The following is a 17,177-nucleotide window of genomic DNA, read 5'->3' on the forward strand; positions in this document are numbered from 1 at the left end:
AGGCGAGCTTTTTCTATCGACGAGCTTGTTCTATCGAGTAGTGACATGAATTCTGCGCAATTAAAAACCCCGTATTTTCTGATTGATGAAAACAAACTGATCGAAAACCTCGAGAAAGCAAAACAACTAAAAACATTGTCTGGCGTGAAGCTGGTACTGGCGCTGAAATGTTTCTCGACGTGGGGCGTTTTCGACATCATCAAACCTTACCTTGATGGCACCACCAGTAGCGGCCCGTTTGAGGTCAAACTCGGTCATGAAAAATTTGGCGGCGAGACGCACGCTTATAGCGTGGGTTATAGCGAAGATGATGTGCGTGAAGTGGCGGATATCTGCGACAAAATGATCTTCAACAGCCAATCTCAACTGACGGCTTATCGTCACCTTGTCGAAGAGAAAGCGTCGTTGGGGCTGCGTTTAAATCCGGGAGTGAGTTACGCCGGACAAGACTTGGCGAATCCGGCGCGTAAATTTTCTCGCTTAGGTGTGCATGCTGACAAAATCGATCCCGAGGTATTTGCATCACTCAATGGCGTGATGTTCCACATGAATTGTGAGAACAAAGATGTCGATGCCTTTGTTGCGTTGCTGGATGCTATCTCTGACAAATTCGGCAGTTACCTTGATGCGCTGGAATGGGTGAGCTTAGGCGGTGGCGTGTTCTTTACATGGCCGGGCTATGACATTGAAAAGTTAGCCGCTGCGTTAAAAGCCTTTGGTGAGCGTCACGATGTGCAGTTGTATTTAGAGCCGGGTGAAGCAATTATCACCCAAACCACGGATTTGGTGGTGACTGTGGTCGATATCGTTGAAAACGATATGAAAACCGCCATCGTTGATAGTGCGACCGAAGCGCACCGCTTAGATACGTTGATATACAACGAGCCTGCATCTATCGGGGAAGCGAGCGATAACGGTGAACACACGTATGTGATTGGTAGCTGCTCGTGTTTGGCGGGTGACCAGTTTTGTGTGGCTAACTTTGACGAGCCATTGAAGATCGGACAGCGTCTGCACATTCTCGACAGTGCAGGGTACACCATGGTCAAACTGAACTGGTTCAATGGCCTTCGCATGCCGTCTGTGTATTGCAAACGTAGTGGCGGTGATATTCAGCTTCTGAATGAATTTGATTATCAAGATTTCAAACGCACCTTGTCACAGTGGTCTGTGCATTGATTGGCCTACTTGTTAGCAGGCAGACAAATAAGCTAATGAGCCACTAACAGAAAGAAGGAGCGATTATCGTTCCTTCTTTTTTTTGAAGTTAGTCAGAGTGTTATCACGTGCTCTTGGAGTTTCCTTCCACATTCAAATATAAGTGTATAGCCAGGCATCTTTAGGTTGCTTGGCTATATCGGTATCGCAGAGACTTAAAAATATCAGGATGAGGATAGAAACATGGATGCGTTGCTATTTGTCACTGTCGTTGTGGCAGTTGTCGTTGGTGCAAAAACACTGAAAAGTTATTTGGCCTACAAAGCACAATTGCGTGAATTCGAAATTAACCACAGTAAAAGCAATCAAAGCGATTTGGCTGTAGAAGTTGCAGCCTTAAAATCACGCGTTGAAGTGCTAGAAAAAATCGTGACTGATAAAAGCTACACAATAGAAAGAGAAATCCGCGCTTTATGACACTGAAGACTATGACCTACCATGAAATCTTATATAACTGTTTGAGCTAATTCTCAGTTTTTAATATTGCCGAATTGTATGAAAACTAGGGCATCATGGTGGTTTTCTTTGCATTACCTTGTTTCACTTCAAAAAATAACTCTACAACGTATCACTCCTTATCAAAATTTAGCTAACTCACGTCCAGTCTTACATTTCTGCAAATGATATATGTCGAGTTGATATTCAACTCGTGCATATAGTTGGGTTGGCTGCGTTGAATATAAAAAGCACTCACGCGTTATTTTCGATACATATTTCGAGATAACAGCGGTAAAAAAACAAAGAGTGCACCTAATGTCGTTGTCGCTCGCAAAGAGCGCGCATCGATAGCGACAGCCTTACCAATAATTTTGATAAGGAAATTCAGAGATGAAACACACGGCTTTATTTACCGCATTGTTTGGCGCGAGCTTTTTTGCTCACAGCGCTATTACAATGACCCCACAACCGGACCCAGATAATGCGGCCGGATACATCGTCTCGCAGTCGGAAATAGCGGCAGCCGAGGCAGCACAAACCTCTGACCCTATGTACGCCATTTGGTCTCAGGCGCTTGAAACTCGCCCGAATGCGACCGTTGAAGCCATCGACGAAGGAATCGCAACCAACCCGATTAACGTCAAACGCGTAGAGCGTGTATTCCCGCGATCTGATTGGGATTTCTTAACCCATATGGCTGCACCTGAATACACCTACACTCGTTTTCTCCGCGCCATTGGTAAGTTCCCTGCCTTTTGTGGAGACTACACCGATGGACGGGATTCCGATGCGATTTGTAAAAAATCCATCATCACCGCGTTTGCACACTTCTCGCAAGAAACGGGTGGGCACATTGCTAAAGACAACATTTCGGATAACCCATTAGCACTGGAAGAATGGCAACAAGCTTTGGTACATGTGCGTGAAATGGGCTGGATTGAAGGTCAAGAAGGTTACACCACAGGGTGTGGTCAGGATGACTGGCAGAACAAACGCTGGCCATGTTCAGCAGGGCAAGGCTATTTCGGTCGCGGTGCAAAACAGCTATCTTATCACTTTAACTACGGTGCGTTCTCGGAGGTGATGTATGCGGGTGATGCCACTAAGCTGTTGAATGAACCGGCGTTGGTTGCAGACTCATGGCTCAACTTGGCGTCTGCTATTTGGTTCTTCCTCACCCCTCAAGCGCCGAAACCTGCAATGCTTCATGTGATTGACCGTACTTGGGTACCGTCACAGCGCGAACTTGATGCGGGTATCGGTTATGGCTTCGGTACCACAATCAACATCATCAATGGTGGCATTGAATGTGGCGAACAAAATAAAACCAAAGGTCAGCCCGTTAACCGTATTCGTTATTGGGAAGGGCTTGCTGCTCATTATGAAATTCCGATTGAAGCAGACGAAGTCAACACCTGTTGGCAGCAATTGCCTTTTGGTAGTTTGAACCTTCAAGGTGCGACAGATGTGCTGTATACCAACTGGGATGGAAACTGGAAGTATTACTCAGACCGTCCAGGTGGCTATTCGTTTGAGTGTGAATTGGTCGGTTACCAAACGGCTTATTCTGCGCTTGAAAAAGGCGACTATGAGAAATGTGTAACCAACTTCTATGGTTCACATGCGGGTTGGCCAACGGTGCGTGTTGTTCCTGATGCTGATATCACGAACCCGGATGGCGGCACAGACAATGGAAATGGCGAAACACCTACAGAACCAAACGGCTGGAGCGAAACCAAGGTCTATAACACGGGTGACCAAGTTGTCGTGAATGGCGTCACTTATGAAGCTAAGTATTGGAATCAAGCTGTTAACCCCGTAACTGCAGGGGAGTGGGGCGCATGGACCCTTGTATCAGGTCAAGTGACACCACCAGTAACGGAGCCGACGCCACCAGTGACGGAGCCGACGCCACCAGTGACGGAGCCAACGCCGCCAGTGACGGAGCCGACGCCGCCAGTGACGGAGCCGACGCCACCAGTGACGGAGCCAACGCCGCCAGTGACGGAGCCAACGCCTGATACGGGATCGTCTACGTGGCTAGCTGACAAAGCATATACAGCGGGCGAACAAGTTATTGTTGACGGTGTTCGTTACCAGGCAAAGTACTGGACGCAGGGTGATGATCCAGCGGCTAACAAGCAATGGGGGCCTTGGAAGAAGGCATAAACGCTAAAGTATAATAGAATCAAAGCCGTGCATTCTACGAGGGTGTGCGGTTTTTTTGTTATTTATCTGATACTTAGTGGTGTGGTGGTGAAGTGTTAATACGTGCGGAAAGTGAGTTTTCGAGGGTGTAATCTTGCAAAAGGTATCATAAAAAAATTACTAATATCAGTCTTGTTAATAATATTTCTACTCCTATAATGCTGAAAACCGGAGCGTCTGCAAACGCTCCGGTTTTTTTGTGCCTGCTCATCGGTGAATGTTTGCGCTATCTGCAAATAGTGCGCATTCATGAGCAATGTCCGAAAGGGCACCGTCTTAATCAGTAAGGAAAAGACACATGCGTATCGAACAAGACTTGAAGTTGGGTTTCAAAGATGTACTGTTTCGCCCGAAACGTTCTAACCTTAAAAGCCGCTCTCAAGTTGAATTAACCCGCGATTTTACATTCAAGCACAGTGGTCGTCAATGGTCTGGTGTACCAGTCATCGCAGCGAACATGGATTCAGTTGGCTCATTCAAAATGGGCAAGGTGCTTGCTGAGCATGGTTGTCTGACGGCAATTCACAAGCATTACACCGTGGCTGATTGGGCGGCATTCGTTGCTGAATCAGAGACTAAGACACTGAACAATGTGATGGTGTCTACCGGTACATCTGATGCTGACTTCCAAAAAACGCAAGATATCATGGCATTGTCTGATGAGTTGGTATTTATCTGTATCGACATTGCTAATGGTTACTCTGAGCACCTTGTTGAGTATGTTCAGCGTGTACGTGCTGCATTCCCAGACAAAGTGATCAGTGCGGGCAACGTGGTTACTGGGGACATGGTTGAAGAGCTTATCCTTGCTGGTGCGGATATCGTGAAAGTGGGTATCGGCCCAGGTTCAGTATGTACCACTCGCGTCAAAACTGGCGTGGGTTACCCGCAACTTTCTGCGATTATCGAATGCGCGGATGCCGCACATGGCCTAGGCGGACGTATTATTGGTGACGGTGGTTGTTCTTGTGCTGGTGACGTATCAAAAGCCTTCGGTGGCGGCGCTGATTTCGTGATGCTTGGCGGTATGCTGGCGGGTCACACAGAAAGCGGTGGTGAAGTGATTGAGCAAGACGGCAAACAGTTCATGAAGTTCTACGGCATGTCTTCTGAAAGCGCGATGGCGAAACACTCTGGTGGTGTTGCAAAATATCGCGCGGCAGAAGGTAAAACCGTACTGCTGCCATTCCGTGGCACAGTAAACGACACCATTTCAGACATTCTTGGTGGCGTACGTTCAACATGTACATACGTTGGCGCGGCTCAGCTAAAAGAACTGACAAAACGCACCACGTTTATTCGTGTACAAGAACAAGAAAACAACGTGTTCGGTAAAGAATAAAATCTAATATAACATATAAAAATACCACCCATTTGGGTGGTATTTTTTCACCAATTTTTCGTTACATGGTCGTGAAGTCAAACATGTCAGTGGTGACATTGTCAGCATCAAATTGTTTCAAGGTGACAATGGTGTTGCCGCCATCAAATGTCAGTACGGTTGATGCACCAATTTGTTCAGCGTTGACTTGGTTGAAATGCGTCGCTAACGTGCTATCAACGTCAAGGGTGTCTTGGAAACGATTGAAATCCTGAATGGTGTCGTGTCCATTGTTATTGCGGAATACGAATGTATCGCTGCCTAGACCACCAATGAGATAGTCATTCCCGCCGTGACCCATAATGAGGTCGTTACCATTTTGGCCCCCAAGAGTGTCATTACCTAAACCACCCATCAATGTGTCGTTTCCATTGCCACCCCAAAGGGTGTCATTGCCATTATGACCAGAAACATAATCATCCCCATCATTGCCTCCAAGGATGTCATCGCCTCCACCACCATAAACAGTGTCGTTGCCCAGTCCACCCCAAACGCTGTCATTTCCGTCATTGCCATTTAACGTATCGTCGCCGTCTTGACCTCGAAGAATATCATTGCCGAAGCCACCAATGATCGTATCGATACCACTACCGCCATCAATTTCATCATTGTCATTGCCACCATTCAGATAATCGTCTCCGTCACCACCGAACATACGGTCGTTACCATTACCGCCGCGTAAATTATCGTTACCAGTACCGCCTGACATCCAGTCATCGCCATTGGCGCCAGCGAAATTGTCATCACCTTGATTGCCTTTGATGATGTCGTTGCCCCATCCGCCGTCACCATAGTCATTCCCGTAGCCGCCTTGGATGGTGTCCTCGCCATAACCACCCCAGATACCATCATTGCCATGACCGCCTTGAATGTTGTCATCACCGTTGTCACCTTTGATGATGTCGTTGTCACCACCACCATGGATACGATCATCGCCATCACCACCCAGCAACATGTCTTCGCCGGAGTCGCCAAATATTTTGTCGTCGCCAGCACCGCCGTTGATGTTGTCATCGCCACCATTACCATGGAGGTAATCATTGTCATCACCGCCATCAATAACATCATCTCCTAGACCACCATCAATATAGTCTGCGCCGATGCCGCCTGAAAGGGTGTCGTTGCCGCCATTGCCGTAGATTTCGTCTGCGCCAGAGCCACCATTAATGACGTCATCGCCTTCACAATGATCGATGTTATACAGCGTGACATTGTCAATCAGGGCGCCAAATCCATCTGCAGCGCCATGACCACTAAAGCTGACTGTGATACTTGAGGTGTTTTGAGGTATTGCTACCTGACCGTCAAACGTTTGGTAGATATCAATGTTTAATTCATTGTTGATTGACTTGGTAAGCAGTGTATTGCCGTCCTGATCGGTAATCTCAATGGTGAAACCACTGGTCTTGTTATCACCGTCTTTAATTCGGCTTGCATAATCAAACGAAAGATTGAAAGTGGCATCACTGCTTGCTGTTAGGTAGGAAACATTGACAGTCTGCTCGATAGATTCACCAGTAAGGTCAACTTCCATGACGGTATTTGTCACTGCATTGTGTGGCGTGCCGATAAATGAACCTTGTTGCATCTCCACGGTACTGCCGTTTGATGAGCTCCATCCGACCAATTCTGTGTCGTCAAGTAAGGCCCACTCACTCCCTGCGTTGCTGCCCCAAGCTTCAAAGTTGCCGTTAACCAATAAGTTTGGAGAATCGCCATAAATGAGGTCATTGCCCGCGCCGCCTTCAATATCGTCGTCGTGACAACCGCCAGAAATCGTGTCGTTACCGTCACCACCGTCAATAATATCGTTGTCATCGCCAGCCCAAAGGTCATCATCACCAGCTCCGCCGATCAGCGTATCTTCGCCAGTAAAGCCTTCCAGCTTATCATTGCCTTCTCCGCCATGAAGGTAGTCGTTACCCGCTTGACCAAACAGCATGTCGTCGCCGTCGTCGCCATACATGGTGTCGTCACCGTCACCGCCTAGCAGTACGTCATTGCCATTGCCGCCATGTTGGGTGTCGTTTCCGTTTTCACCCCAAAGATAATCGTCGCCTTCGCCGCCGTGTTGGGTATCATTACCATTGCCACCCCAAAGGATATCATTGCCGGCGTCGCCGTTTAGTGTGTCGTCGCCTTCGTCGCCAAAGAGAATGTCTTTGTCATCGCCGCCAAAAAGAACATCGTCGCCGTCACCACCCAGTAATTTGTCTTCTCCGGCTCCGCCATAGAGTTGGTCATTGCCTTCTTGGCCAAAAAGCACGTCGTCGCCAATACCGCCGTCAAGAAAGTCGTCATCAAGACCGCCTTCTAGTCTGTCGTTGCCTTCATCGCCATAGAGGAAATCAGCGCCAAATCCACCACGAAGATGATCGTCTCCTTCGCCGCCATGGAGCTCATCAGAGTCGTCTCCACCAATGACAGTGTCATTACCAGCACCACCATCAACGTAATCAGTATCACCGTCAGCACGAATGAAATCATCACCGTCGTGGCCATAAATCTCGTCTTTTCCCGCTGTTCCAATGATCGTGTCATTACCGGAGGTACCGTTAATTACATTTGCCATGTCATAGAGTCCTTTTTGAGTTTTAGAGGCTGAGATCCTTCAAAGTCTTATCCTCTTTTTTATGTCATTGCTTTGATGAAAACGTATATAGTTTGACCGGTCAACAGCACCAGTCGGCCGATAGCAAGGAGGCTGGGGTCGTGTTGGTGTAAAAGTTTAATAAAAGAATGGGGTTATTCAGTACGAGAGGAAGAATACGAGTTTGGGGCATAGGTAACATTATCTGCCCTGAGCTAATAACCTTATAAAGAACAGTACATTAGGATATGCTTATTTATGTCGTGCTTTATTCAACGGTTATTTATTTAATATCAATTTGTTAAGTATGAAATTTGTATGGTTTGAAGATGAGTGAGCTTAGAGAACATCAAATGTATAAAATCACATACAATGGGCTGGCATTGGTATGCAGGGACTAATCGTGAGTGTTCTAATGATGTATTGTTTGATCGGGAAGACCATAGGGAGAGTGGAATGGCGGAGTGCGAACAACTCATCAAAGTACTAAAAAAGCAACTGAAGGCACGCGGTGTGACTTATCAGGAAGTCGCCGATGCGCTGGATTTGAGTGAAGGCTCGGTGAAACGCCTGTTTGCCAATGGTGGCAGCCTGAGTTTGGATCGATTGAGTGCAGTGTGCTGCCTGATCAACATGGAGATGGCGGCGTTGTTTAAACTGGTGTCGGAAGATAGCCAAAGCCTGACAACCTTGACGAGACAACAAGAAGAAGAGTTGGTCGCGGACAAAGCTTTGTTGCTGGTGGCGGTGTGCATTACCAATGGTTATCGGTTCGAGCAAATATTGGCGCAATATAATTTGCCTGAGACATTGCTTATCCAAAAATTAGCACATCTCGATCGTTTAAAACTGATTGAGCTTTTGCCAGAGAACCGCATCAAGTTAATGATAGCCCCTTCGTTTTCATGGATAGCAGGTGGACCCATTCAGCAATTCTTTCAGCAGCAGGTAATACGTGCATTTTTTCAGTCTCACTTCTCTGGTGAAGACGAAAAGCTGGTGATGTCGACGGGATTAATGTCTTTACCCACCAATTATAAATTTCAGCAGCGAATTCAGCGTTTAGTCAGTGAATTTTATGAATCTTGCAATCATGACAGCGAATTGACGATGAATGAGCGCCACGGCACGTCGATGGTGGTGGCGATAAGACGTTGGACATTCCCGTTGTTTGACGAATTTGAAGTCGACGAGGGAGCATCGTCTGAATTGACCAAATAGTGTCATCATACGTGACGGAGAGTGACACATAACGTCACTTTGTTGATGGTACTTTCGTGCCTCCCTCTCTTATTGCAAGCTTCTGAAAACAGAGAGACAGACTCTCATTGGAAGCGATGCAAAGGAGGCACACGATGCTAAACCAACAGCAAATGACGCAAAGATTCACGACGTGGGGAATGGTATTTCTCACGTTTGTATTAGGCTGGTTTGCACCCACCGCAATGGCGAGCGGTTTGTTGAAACCGACAAACAGCCAACATCAAGACCTCACCATCGAAACCCACCGTGTTGATGTCGTTATCGAAGACGGCTACGCCACAACGTCCATCGAACAAGAATTCTTCAACCCAAACAATGATGCACTGGAAGCGCACTATTCTTTCCCTGTTCCCCAGCAGGCGGTTGTGGGGGAGTTTATCTATTGGATAGATGGCAAACCGGTGATTGCAGAAGCGGTTGCCAAAGATAAAGCCAGAGAGATCTATCAAGATCAGAAAGTTCAGGGTCGCGCTGCGGCAATCACAGAAAAAGACGAATACAAAACGTTCGAAATGCGGGTATTCCCGGTGTTACCTCAGCAAAGTGTCAAAGTAAAACTGGTGTATCTGCAAGATGCGTTGCTCGATCATGGCGTTGGACGGTATGTGTACCCGATGGAAGAGGGCGGTGTTGACGAGGAAAAAGCCTCCTTTTGGACGCGCAATGATGCGGTCGAGCAAGATTTCTCGTTTAACGTCACGCTGAAATCCGCGTATCCCGTTGACGGTGTGCGTTTGCCTTCGCATCCCAATGCCGCACTCACACAAGAAGCGTTAGGTGAGCACACGATTTGGAAGGCGCAAGTCGCCAATCAATCTGCAGCCGTGCTCGAAGAGGAAGGCACTACATCGTCACAAACTGCGCCAGTTTACCGTTTGGATCAAGACATCGTGTTTTACTGGCGTTTACAAGATGGCTTGCCGGGTCGGTTGGACTTGGCGGCGCACCGTGACCCTGCTTCATCTAAGCGCGGTACCGTAAAGCTGACTTTCACGCCAGGAGATGACTTAGTCCCCGTTACTCAGGGTAGAGATTGGGTGTTTGTGTTAGATAAGTCTGGCTCGATGAGCGGGAAGTACTCAACGTTGGTAGAGGGTGTACGCCAAGGGCTTGATAGGTTGCCACAAGAAGATCGCTTCCGCGTATTGATGTTTGACAACACAACCCATGATCTCACCAAAGGTTTTGTGTCAGCGACAAAAGCCAATGCAGAACAGGCTATACAAGCGATTGAGAGGGTTGAACCTGACAATGGAACCAATCTTTATGAAGGTTTGCATGCAGCGTTGAAAAATCTGGATCAAGATCGTCCCACTGGTGTCGTGCTGGTGACTGATGGCGTGGCTAACGTAGGCGTGACGGAAAAGCGTCAGTTCTTTACGTTGATGGAAAAACATGACGTTCGACTGTTCACTTTCATTATGGGAAACAGCGCCAATACGCCGCTGCTTGTGCCGATGACAAAGCTATCGAATGGCATTGCCACCTCGGTGTCGAATGCTGACGACATTATCGGCCATCTAATGAGTGTCACCAGCAAGTTGACACATCAGGCTTACCGTAATATTGAGTTGGATATTGACGGGGTAAAGGTGAGTGACATTACGCCAGAGCAAATCAGTAGCCTGTACCGAGGTGAGCAGTTGGTAGTGTTCGGCCACTACTTTAAGGCAGGCACGGCAAAAGTGACATTGAGCATGGATGTTGGTGGTGAAACGCGACGTTATATCACCAAGGTTACATTGCCAGAGACGGCGTTACGCAATCCTGAACTGGAAAGAATGTGGGCGTTCTCTGCCATTCGTGATTTGCAGGCGCAGATGGATTATCTAGAGCAAAAAGATGGCGATAAAGAACAAGCCATTGAAGACATCGCGGTGGAATATGGATTACTGACCGACTACACCTCGCTGCTGGTGGTTGAAGAGCAAGCTTTCCAAGAGCTAGGCATTGACCGAAACAATCGCGCCCGTGTTACCGCTGAGCAGCGGGCTCGTGAAAAGCGTAGTGCTGAGTATGTTCAACCGACCAGGGCAGATTCTAGTCAGCCTATGTTTAGCCAACCGACGCCGACACACTCTGGTGGTGGAAGCGGTGGCAGTGGCGGTGGTAGTGTGAATTGGCTGGTATTTGTCGTGCTGGGGTTCGTGTTGGGAGGCAGACATGTGATGGTGAAGAAAGAACACTAGTGGCGCTAATTAATTGAAAATAAGCGACAAGGCTGATGGGATCTGCCTTGTCGCTTTTGCCTTTGGCATGAAAAATACCACGCAAAAACAAAGGCGGGCGCGTCACTTAGTGATCTGATTTACGACGATATGACGGCTGTATCGACAGGGACGCAAATTTTTCATGCAAACAAATTCAAAATAAGTCTTTACAATAGCTCTGACTAGAGTAATATTGGCCTCGCTCTGTAAGTCAGAGTTATTAATAAAGCGTAAAGTAAAAGTAAAACCTCAGATTTCGTCACTAGTTGTAGTTCTCTGTGTTTCCCTTAGCTTCATCGTCACATTAAATAATTCCAGCACAGTGCGTCGCATTAATGCGAATATTTTATGAATTCAAATATAAGGGACACAAAATGTCTAACAAAACAACTGGTCTAGTAAAGTGGTTTAACGAAGATAAAGGTTTCGGTTTCATCACTCAAGACAACGGCGGCGCTGACGTATTCGTTCACTTCCGTGCAATCGCTTCTGAAGGCTTCAAGACTTTGTCTGAAGGCCAAAAAGTATCTTTCGAAGTTGAGCAAGGCCAAAAAGGCCCACAAGCTGCTAACGTAGTAGCTCTGTAATTTCGAAAGACAGCGCAGATGGCCATGCCATTTGCGCTACTTTTTTATCTGCACTACCAAAAATCTTCGAAATACCCTCCTGTAAATATCTTGCTCCAATCCTTCTATCTCCAAACTAAATCCTAGATTTTCTTTGTTTTAACATCCGATTTTCATCATTTGTTCATCAAGCCTGTTTCTATTTTTTATAAAAAACATTGGCTTGTGTTTCACGTATTTACACGGCCGAACCATGCATTGTTAGGTTAAGCTCAAGCCACCATCCATCACCAAAGTGTGACCAACAACATAACTTGCTTGTTCTGAACTGAGCCAAAATATCGCTTTAGCGATTTCTTCTGGAATGGCGAATCTTCCGTTTGGCACTTGCTTGGAAACCGTTTCTCTCAATGCCGCACCCATGTCGGCCTGATGTTCTTCCCATCGCGGTGTCCAAGTCACACCAGGTGCAACGGCATTCACGCGAATACCACTTCTAATTGCTTCCACTGCGACTGAGCGAGTGAGACCTTCAATGCCGTGTTTGGTGGCAGAGTACATCGCTGCATTTGGGGTCGGGCGAACACCATTAACAGAACTCACATTGATGATTGCGCTACCTTCGGGCATCAAGTTGAGTTCATAGCGCAAGCACACTGCGTGTAGCCAGAAATCACCAATCATGGTGCTATATAGCGCATCAATGGGCACGTTAGCAAAGTCACCACGAGATTCTAGCTTTGGTGAGGCATTGTTGACGGCAACATCTAAGTGACCGTAATTTTCTCTGATGTAGCCAAAGAAACGATCGACTTGCTGAACGTCTTTTAGATCAACGGGCAGGTAGTCGATTGACGATAGTTGAGGATGACGAGCCAATACCTTGTTCCACTTATCTTCGTTACGTGAGCAGGTAATGACTTTAAAGCCAGCTTGGTGAAAGGCGAGAACTGTGTGGAGGCCAATACCACTGCTGCCTCCGGTGACAAGGACTATTTTCATGCGCGCTCCGGTTGGAGTAAGAGGGCGCTTGGCTAGCGGTGCGTGAAAATATCATCCAGCATTAACTTCTTTGTTCCGCGGACTTTTCTCTGTTCTTCGTGTTCATCGTAAAATTGCTGCTCGCCAAGCATTGAAATAATATCGAAGAAGTAGTTAATGCTACCTCTTTGATTATTCATTGTTTTAAGCATAGCATCGCAGAAAATTTCCGGGTTGGTATGGGTCAAGTTAGACGCAATTTTGCCAACTTGCTGGCAAGAATATACGGTTCGAGGTTTGTCTAATGCATGTGCAAGATTGATGCATTCTGTCCATTGTTCGCCTCGAAGCGCAGTCCAAATGCGGTTTGCAACTTGTAAGCGTTCCTCCAGTGGCGTATTGGCGAGCGATTTTACGAAAAAACGTTGTTTTTCTAGCACAATTTTCCGGTTCATTCGTTCGGACGCAATGTAAGCACGGGTGAGCATGGGCATAGAGACGAGATAAAGCAGCAGTGTGACGCTAAGTGTGGCAATAAAAAAGGTGTCGTCCGTTAATCCGAAGTAGTAACACGAGGCGGTGGTGATCGCGGCAAACAGCAGGAAGGCCATAGAGATCCCTAACCGCGCATACCACTTAGATGTCGCTACAAAGTCAGGTGTTTGTTGGTTGAGCGTGTGAAATGAAACACCTATAAATTCCATGTCTGGATATTCAGGGACAGGGAATTGTTCCTGATGCATAACAACTCTCCTTCAATGTGCTCGTGATACGTTACACGATACCCATTTTTGTAAGAAAGTTGTTATTTCATATCAATAAAACGAAAAATAATCGCGTGTTTTTTGTGAGCAATAGAAATGCCTTATGCTTTCTATCGCTATTATTTTCTGGGCAATAGTGAGCAAGCTTGCTTGCCATGTTGCTATGCCTCAATCATTTCCGCTTTGATTTACCCAGCCTTGTTCAAACGCGTATTTGACTAACCCTGCGGTTGATGTGACCCCAAGTTTCTTTTTGACGCGAAGACGGTGGGTTTCAACCGTTCGAACACTGATGTCTAATTCTCGGGCAATGGTTTTGTTGCAGGCACCATTGGCGATGAGGATCAGTACATCTTTTTCTCGGGGGGTAGGAAGGATGTCATCGTGATCTTTATTCTCTAATTCGCTCATGCTTTCCATGAGAGTTTCTGACACTCCAGCACTAAAATAAGAACCGCCATTGGCGATAATATCGAGAGCTTGTACCAGCTCCTGTGAGGATACGTCTTTCAATACATAACCTTTTGCGCCACCACGCATCGCGGTCATGATGTACTCTTTGTTGTTGTGCATGCTGAGGATCACCACTTTGATCTCAGGCGCTTTGTCTCTCAATACGGAGAGTACTTCCAGTCCTGATTTATGGGGCATGGAAATATCCGTGAGGAGTATATCTGGCTTGAGAGAGAGGGCTTTATCAATGGCACTATCGCCGTCGTTAGCTGCCCCGAGTATGCTGAACTGAGGTTGCCTGGACAGTCGTTCTATCAGTCCATCCTGAAGCAGCACATGATCATCTGCGAGTAAAAGCGTGGTCATTGGTTCTCTCCTTGTTGATTTGCCATCTTTTCTTCCTTAGCAATCCTTGCGAGCGCCTCTAATGTGCAATGGGAAGAATGGCTCTGACTTCAGTACCTTGATCGATTAGGCTGCTGATAGAAAAAATCCCATCCAAATTCTCAATACGCTCGCGCATATTTTTCAATCCCATTGATTGCGCATTATGGCTCACCTTGATGTCTTCAAAGCCAACACCGTCATCTGCAATGGTCAATACAATTTCACCTTCCTCTTGTTGAAGGATAATGTCGACGGCTTTTGCGTGTGCATGCTTTTCGGCATTGTGCAGTGCTTCCTGAGCCACACGATAGAGGGTGATTTCGGCAGACTTTGACACCTCGTCCATATTGAGATGATGTTCAAAAATCACATGCATTCCTGAACGTTCAGTCACTTCTTTGGCCAGATCGTCCAAAGCGGCAAGTAAGCCCAAGTCGTCCAACAGGGCAGGGCGTAAATCTTTTGAGATACGTCTGAGTTCTCTGACGGCTTCATTGAGCGTGGCTTGGCCCAGCGCGACATTTTGATTTCGTTCTTCATTGGTTTTCGCATCTTTAATGCTGTCTAGACGGTATTTCACTGAGACCAGAATTTGGTTGATGCCATCATGCAGTTCGCGGGCAACCCGTGTTCTTTCCTCTTCTTGAGATTCAATCAGTTGCCGATTCAAAGCTTGTAGCTTTTGGTCCGCCAATTCTCGCGCACTAATATGAATACTGGTGGCAAGGCTGGCCACAATACCGATGGTGATAATCAGCGCAATGCCGAGACCAATGAAGGTCTTGCTGATGGTTTCGTCTATTTTTCCATGTACCGATGTGACCTGGGTGTCGATATCATCAATGTATACACCCGTGCCAACCATCCAGCCCCACTTGTCCAGCCCAATCGCATAACTCAGCTTTTTGACTTGTTCTTTTCTTGATGGTTTATGCCAGTAGTACTCAACAAAACCACCCCCTTGTTGGGCGCTGAGTATCAAGGCTTGTAGCAATTTGAAACCGCGATTGTCTTCCACATCCCAGATGTTTTGACCCACCATTTCAGGTTGATAAGGCAACACGAGGTTGGTGCCATCATAGGTGTAAGCGAAGAAGTACCCGTCTTCTCCGAAAGTGAGATTATTCAATATATCGATGACAGCTTGCTTGGCGTTGTCATCATTTTCGTTAGCGCTGTCATAAATTGGTGCAATAGAAGCACGAGCCAGTTCGACGTATTTGAGCAGTTCTTGTTTCTTAGACAGTAAGGTTTCAGAACGGATTAAATTCGCCTGATTTTTAGACAGGGTGTCAGATTGGATCACCACTAATCCAATAATTAGCCCAAACATCAATAGCAACGGCAGCATCGCCAGAATCAATATTTTGATCCGAATGGGCATGCTCATGCCTGATAACGTCGTCAACATAATTCCGTTTGTTGTTAGGTTTTCACTCGGCTACGTGAAACTACGTAGCCCTATTACGCAATCCTATGGACAGTAAGTCCGTTTTCTAACTGATATTTTTTTCTAAGTTGCAGGGATAGTCTAGACGGTAACAAATTATTAACAGTCTCAATGTGCTGTAAACCTCAACCAGAAAAGCAGCAACACAATACATCCTAAACAGTGATGCTGCGCACCAAGGAGTGGACAATGAATAGGCCAATCTCGACGACTTTAAAAGCTATTGCCATCGCGACACTTTGCGTTTCAGGTTCTGCATTGGCAGACAAAATATTGCTGAAAACCCCGATTGCGTTTGGTACGCATTTGCCGGCACTCGGTACGCCGATCAAATGGGTGTCTGAACGTATTCAGCCTGTCACTGGAAACACCATCAAGATGAAAGTGTATGAGCCGGGTAAACTGGTTGCACCGCTAGAAATTCTTGATGCAGTTTCCAGTGGCAAAGTGAATTCTGGGTATGCGACCGCTGGCTATTGGCAAGGAAAAATGCCGGCGGCAGCGTTGTTTTCTGCAGTGCCTTTTGGTCCTGAAGCACCGGAATATATGGCGTGGTTGTTTTACGGTAATGGCTTGAAGCTCTATCAAGGCATGTATGACGAAGCAGGCTATAACGTGAAAGTGCTGCCGTGCGCCATTATCTCGCCAGAGACCTCGGGCTGGTTCAAAAAGCCAATCGACAAACCGGAAGATCTGAAAGGGTTAACCATGCGTTTCTTTGGTCTTGGCGGTCAAGTCATGGAGAAACTGGGTGTAGGTACGGTGCAGCTGCCGGGCGGTGAGATCTTTGGTGCGTTAGAGAAAGGAGCCATTGATGCCAGCGAGTTTTCTCAGCCAGCCATCGATCAACGTTTAGGCTTTCATAAAATCGTCAAATATAACTACTTCCCCGGTTGGCACCAGCAAGCCACTGTCTTTGAGCTTCTGATCAACAAAGACACGTGGAATAAGATGGATGAAGACCAACAAGCCGGGATTGAAACGTTGTGCCTAGCATCAATGACCAACTCCATTGCTGAAGGTGAGTCAATGCAGTTTGAAGCGATGCAAAAAGCCCAAGAGCAGGGCGTTGAACTTCGCTATTGGAATGACGACATGCTGAACCTGTTCCAAACCACATGGCTAGACGTGGTAGAGGAGCAAAAAGCGGATCCTTACTTCAACAAGGTGTGGAAAGATATGTCTGACTTCCGCCAGAACTACCAAATCTGGGCATCAAAAGGTTTCCTTCCTCGCAATTAAGACCCCTGTGGTTTCGGGCAGCAGGA

Annotated in this window: 13 protein-coding genes; 8 read left to right on the plus strand and 5 right to left on the minus strand. The window is 46.8% G+C overall.

Features of this window, described 5'->3' with window-relative positions; translation table 11 throughout:
• Positions 1-45 precede the first annotated feature (45 nt).
• From nspC to A1OO_RS05710, 4 genes are all read left to right on the plus strand, one after another.
• Positions 46-1,179 carry a carboxynorspermidine decarboxylase gene (nspC, locus tag A1OO_RS05695; RefSeq protein ID WP_017004880.1) on the plus strand — a complete coding sequence of 378 codons (1,134 nt, stop codon included), beginning with the start codon at positions 46-48 and terminating at the stop codon, positions 1,177-1,179.
• Positions 1,180-1,401: 222 nt separating this feature from the next.
• The gene (locus A1OO_RS05700; protein ID WP_017004882.1) at positions 1,402-1,635 is read left to right on the plus strand and encodes a hypothetical protein; all 234 of its coding nucleotides are present in this window, start codon (positions 1,402-1,404) and stop codon (positions 1,633-1,635) included.
• Between the two features lie 411 nt (positions 1,636-2,046).
• Complete coding sequence (locus tag A1OO_RS05705) at positions 2,047-3,825, plus strand: chitinase (protein WP_017004884.1); 1,779 nt, start codon at positions 2,047-2,049, stop codon at positions 3,823-3,825.
• Positions 3,826-4,162: 337 nt separating this feature from the next.
• On the plus strand, positions 4,163-5,206 hold the full coding sequence (locus A1OO_RS05710; RefSeq protein ID WP_017004886.1) for a GMP reductase: 1,044 nt from the start codon (positions 4,163-4,165) through the stop codon (positions 5,204-5,206).
• Between the two features lie 61 nt (positions 5,207-5,267).
• On the opposite strand, the gene A1OO_RS23875 is transcribed toward A1OO_RS05710, so the two are convergent.
• Complete coding sequence (locus tag A1OO_RS23875; RefSeq protein ID WP_017004889.1) at positions 5,268-7,817, minus strand: calcium-binding protein; 2,550 nt, start codon at positions 7,815-7,817, stop codon at positions 5,268-5,270.
• A 474-nt stretch (positions 7,818-8,291) separates the two neighbouring features.
• Here A1OO_RS23875 and A1OO_RS05720 point away from each other — a divergent pair, with 474 nt between their 5' ends.
• The 3 genes from A1OO_RS05720 to cspE all read left to right on the plus strand — a co-directional run bounded on the left by A1OO_RS05720 (position 8,292) and on the right by cspE (position 11,895).
• Complete coding sequence (locus A1OO_RS05720; protein WP_016958900.1) at positions 8,292-9,056, plus strand: helix-turn-helix domain-containing protein; 765 nt, start codon at positions 8,292-8,294, stop codon at positions 9,054-9,056.
• 134 nt (positions 9,057-9,190) lie between these two features.
• Positions 9,191-11,287 carry a VIT and vWA domain-containing protein gene (locus A1OO_RS05725; protein WP_017004891.1) on the plus strand — a complete coding sequence of 699 codons (2,097 nt, stop codon included), beginning with the start codon at positions 9,191-9,193 and terminating at the stop codon, positions 11,285-11,287.
• A gap of 395 nt (positions 11,288-11,682) precedes the next feature.
• Entirely contained in the window at positions 11,683-11,895 is a 213-nt protein-coding gene (gene cspE / locus A1OO_RS05730; protein WP_016958898.1) for a transcription antiterminator/RNA stability regulator CspE, read from the plus strand.
• 240 nt (positions 11,896-12,135) lie between these two features.
• Here cspE and A1OO_RS05735 read toward each other — a convergent pair whose 3' ends face one another.
• The 4 genes from A1OO_RS05735 to A1OO_RS05750 form a co-directional block, all read right to left on the minus strand.
• On the minus strand, positions 12,136-12,876 hold the full coding sequence (locus A1OO_RS05735; RefSeq protein ID WP_016958897.1) for an SDR family NAD(P)-dependent oxidoreductase: 741 nt from the start codon (positions 12,874-12,876) through the stop codon (positions 12,136-12,138).
• A gap of 32 nt (positions 12,877-12,908) precedes the next feature.
• Complete coding sequence (locus A1OO_RS05740) at positions 12,909-13,598, minus strand: hypothetical protein (RefSeq protein WP_016958896.1); 690 nt, start codon at positions 13,596-13,598, stop codon at positions 12,909-12,911.
• 189 nt (positions 13,599-13,787) lie between these two features.
• On the minus strand, positions 13,788-14,438 hold the full coding sequence (locus tag A1OO_RS05745) for a response regulator (RefSeq protein ID WP_016958895.1): 651 nt from the start codon (positions 14,436-14,438) through the stop codon (positions 13,788-13,790).
• Positions 14,439-14,496: 58 nt separating this feature from the next.
• On the minus strand, positions 14,497-15,870 hold the full coding sequence (locus tag A1OO_RS05750; RefSeq protein WP_016958894.1) for a cache domain-containing protein: 1,374 nt from the start codon (positions 15,868-15,870) through the stop codon (positions 14,497-14,499).
• Positions 15,871-16,098: 228 nt separating this feature from the next.
• On the opposite strand from A1OO_RS05750, the gene A1OO_RS05755 reads away from it, so the two are divergent.
• The gene (locus tag A1OO_RS05755; RefSeq protein ID WP_016958893.1) at positions 16,099-17,151 is read left to right on the plus strand and encodes a TRAP transporter substrate-binding protein; all 1,053 of its coding nucleotides are present in this window, start codon (positions 16,099-16,101) and stop codon (positions 17,149-17,151) included.
• Positions 17,152-17,177 lie beyond the last annotated feature (26 nt).

It is taken from the genome of Enterovibrio norvegicus FF-33, assembly GCF_000286835.2.
GTDB lineage: Bacteria > Pseudomonadota > Gammaproteobacteria > Enterobacterales > Vibrionaceae > Enterovibrio > Enterovibrio norvegicus_A.

Bases quoted from the DNA above. Each gene is read 5' to 3' on its own strand.
- A1OO_RS05750 (WP_016958894.1), bottom strand. From the start codon at position 15,870: ATGTTGACGACGTTATCAGGCATGAGCATGCCCATTCGGATCAAAATA.
- A1OO_RS05735 (WP_016958897.1), bottom strand. From the start codon at position 12,876: ATGAAAATAGTCCTTGTCACCGGAGGCAGCAGTGGTATTGGCCTCCAC.
- A1OO_RS05700 (WP_017004882.1), top strand. From the start codon at position 1,402: ATGGATGCGTTGCTATTTGTCACTGTCGTTGTGGCAGTTGTCGTTGGT.
- cspE (WP_016958898.1), top strand. From the start codon at position 11,683: ATGTCTAACAAAACAACTGGTCTAGTAAAGTGGTTTAACGAAGATAAA.
- A1OO_RS05755 (WP_016958893.1), top strand. From the start codon at position 16,099: ATGAATAGGCCAATCTCGACGACTTTAAAAGCTATTGCCATCGCGACA.
- A1OO_RS05710 (WP_017004886.1), top strand. From the start codon at position 4,163: ATGCGTATCGAACAAGACTTGAAGTTGGGTTTCAAAGATGTACTGTTT.
- A1OO_RS05740 (WP_016958896.1), bottom strand. From the start codon at position 13,598: ATGCATCAGGAACAATTCCCTGTCCCTGAATATCCAGACATGGAATTT.
- A1OO_RS05725 (WP_017004891.1), top strand. From the start codon at position 9,191: ATGCTAAACCAACAGCAAATGACGCAAAGATTCACGACGTGGGGAATG.
- A1OO_RS05705 (WP_017004884.1), top strand. From the start codon at position 2,047: ATGAAACACACGGCTTTATTTACCGCATTGTTTGGCGCGAGCTTTTTT.
- nspC (WP_017004880.1), top strand. From the start codon at position 46: ATGAATTCTGCGCAATTAAAAACCCCGTATTTTCTGATTGATGAAAAC.
- A1OO_RS05720 (WP_016958900.1), top strand. From the start codon at position 8,292: ATGGCGGAGTGCGAACAACTCATCAAAGTACTAAAAAAGCAACTGAAG.
- A1OO_RS23875 (WP_017004889.1), bottom strand. From the start codon at position 7,817: ATGGCAAATGTAATTAACGGTACCTCCGGTAATGACACGATCATTGGA.
- A1OO_RS05745 (WP_016958895.1), bottom strand. From the start codon at position 14,438: ATGACCACGCTTTTACTCGCAGATGATCATGTGCTGCTTCAGGATGGA.